This is a genomic window from Microcoleus sp. CAWBG27 (assembly GCF_020883145.1).
Classification (GTDB): domain Bacteria; phylum Cyanobacteriota; class Cyanobacteriia; order Cyanobacteriales; family Microcoleaceae; genus Microcoleus.
Map to the genome: position 1 here is coordinate 1 of NZ_JAHREU010000145.1, position 2,421 is coordinate 2,421.

At 40.6% G+C, this 2,421-nt stretch carries 2 protein-coding genes; one reads left to right on the plus strand and one right to left on the minus strand.

The genetic code is table 11. The features are described 5' to 3' along the window. Window positions 1-308 precede the first annotated feature (308 nt). Window positions 309-1,304 (plus strand): glycosyltransferase family 2 protein, encoded by a 996-nt coding sequence (locus QZ938_RS32890; RefSeq protein WP_293365691.1) that lies wholly within the window; start codon window positions 309-311, stop codon window positions 1,302-1,304. A gap of 20 nt (window positions 1,305-1,324) precedes the next feature. Here QZ938_RS32890 and QZ938_RS32895 read toward each other — a convergent pair whose 3' ends face one another. Next, window positions 1,325-2,257: a sulfotransferase gene (locus QZ938_RS32895; RefSeq protein ID WP_293356312.1), complete on the minus strand. Its 933-nt coding sequence runs from the start codon at window positions 2,255-2,257 to the stop codon at window positions 1,325-1,327. Window positions 2,258-2,421 lie beyond the last annotated feature (164 nt).

A 2,421-nucleotide genomic window follows, 5' to 3' on the forward strand; every position in this document is an offset into this window, starting at 1 on the left:
ATTGGATGCAACTTTCAACAGTAACATCGGGTAGATTAAGCAGTCTGTCAAGATGAAGATCCATACGGTAGAAATCAATTAGTAGTATCTCATTATACACTTTTCACCAAAAAGCCAGAAGAGCCCAAGAAACCTTAAGTTTAATTTCAAGAACCGATGGAGTTCGCTGGTTTGAGCCTGGAGACGTACACTCTCTCGTTAGCACCATCAGCGAAGCTATCTCAGCTTGTCCTGAAACGCCGATCGCCCCAGAGCGCACTTTTTTGTCACAAGTGAATCAAAAATTACTCAATCAAAGGCTTGAATATATGAGCGAAGCATTTATCAAATCGGCACCCAAAGAGCCTCAAAATCCCTGCGTCACGATCGGCATAACTTGTTTTTTCGATACGATAAAAATTTTGGATTGTCTGGAAAGTCTGGCGGGACAAACTTATCAAAATTTAGAAGTTATCGTTTTGTACGAAACCCTAGCAGATGAATCGATACTAGATGTTATTTCACTAGCTAAGGAACAGTTTCCCACCTATCAGTTTGTCGAGTCAGATGTTAATAAAAGTTTGGGAGCAGCTTATAATCGCTTGGTAGAACTGACGACGGGAGAATATTTCTTGCAGTTTGCGGGCGATCGCATCGCATTACCGATGATGGTAGAAAAATTTGTCACGGCGGCTTGTGAATCTGATGCTGTAGCTGTAGTATGTCCAGACATGACGCTAGACAAAGATTTGGAAGTGATAAACTCGAATGACGGTTCTTTACTCAAGCTACTGGAATTTAACCAAAGTCGGGATTTGTGCGCTCTATTTGCGGTGGAGTTGCTGCGAGAGTTTCGGTATTCCGAGGTAAGGGATTTGCTAGCTTTAAATTGGCATATTTTAGCGGCTGCGATCGCCATTGGTAAAGAGATTGCCTACTATCCCTATCCCCTCTACCTCTCTGACTCCCACTCTGCCTTTGTTATTGACCCAGCAAAAATCCCAAAAGAACGGTATTATTTGCGTCAATACTTATCTCAAATAGAGGCTTCTCGATGGACTCAACGCCAACTAAATCTACTTTTAACCTGTGTCGAACAACTGTGGCAATCGGAGACACAAAAGCAAAGCCAAATGTGGCAACTGGAGCAAGATAAAAATCGTTACCAAGCTTTAGCATCTCAATCCCAAGCTTGGATGCAGACAGCGCTAGAAACCCAAGACGAACTGGATAGCTTGCAATCTCAACTCCAACAGGCTCAAGCTGAAATTGAGCGTTTAAAAGCAGAACAGCAACAAGTTCAAAAGCCGATCGGTACCCGCTAAAACCTCGCTCTTAAGATGAGTTAATCCCAATCAAATTTCATGCCCAGATATTCCTCTAACTTCTGGTTGTGAGGCCGGAAAAACTCGGCTAAAGTCTGCCGCAAATCGTCGCTTATGGGATTGTAAGACCCCGGATTGTAATTGGGATATTCTGCAAGGGGATAATCCGGCACCCCTAAAAACTCGAAAACTTGAGTGAGGGTAGCCGCCGGATTAGCATAAAAGTCTTCACTCCTTAAAATCAAAAACTGTTCTCTCGGAAACACAGCCATCCACTTCTCGATAAAGTAGAAATATAAACTAAATAATAAACAACCTTTTTCCGTCTGCCAATAATTGAAGTCACCTTCACCAGGAGATGAGATTTTTTTTAGAGCTTCAATTTCTGAGCTAATTACTTCTGCAAATGACCTCCGCTCTTTTCCCAATCTAAATTGCATTTGGTATTGAGAAAAAGCTCTAAGGATGGGATTACGTAAAAGAATAATAATCTTAATATTGGGAAATACACTAGCAACTTTCTTTTCGACTTCATAACTTGCCAAATACCAAGGAGTTGCTTCTCCAGTCAAAAAATTAGATTCTTGGGGAATGGGTGGAAAATGAGATAAATACCAGTCTAATCCCCGCTCGATATTTTCATTAAAAAAATGTATTTTTTTTTTAAGAGCAGGCAGGATTTGAGGATGCTTTCCCAGGTAATAATAGAGCGAAGTTGTTCCTCCTTTTCCAATGCCAACGATCGTAAAATTTGGTTGGCGTCGGTTCTGTGGATTCCAATGATTTTTGGCAAAATCGGGGTGAGAACTTAAAATTTGTTTGTAACTACCAGTTTGGTAACAAGAGATAGCCTCTTCTAAGTTTCCTTGCTGAGCCAACATATCTCCCAAATCAGGGTAAGGCAGGTAAAAATCAGGTTTGTCCCGAATTATCTGGCGGTAGCTATTAATCACTTCTTGGAGCGGAAAATTATTTTTTATATCTATTAACTGTATCCGCTCAATAATTCGGGGTAGGAGAGAAAAAAGTAAGCAGAGTAAAAAAAGTGTTATAAAATAGGATACATGACGCCAAAGACTATTTCACAAGACAAATCATCCTACAATATACTACTGCA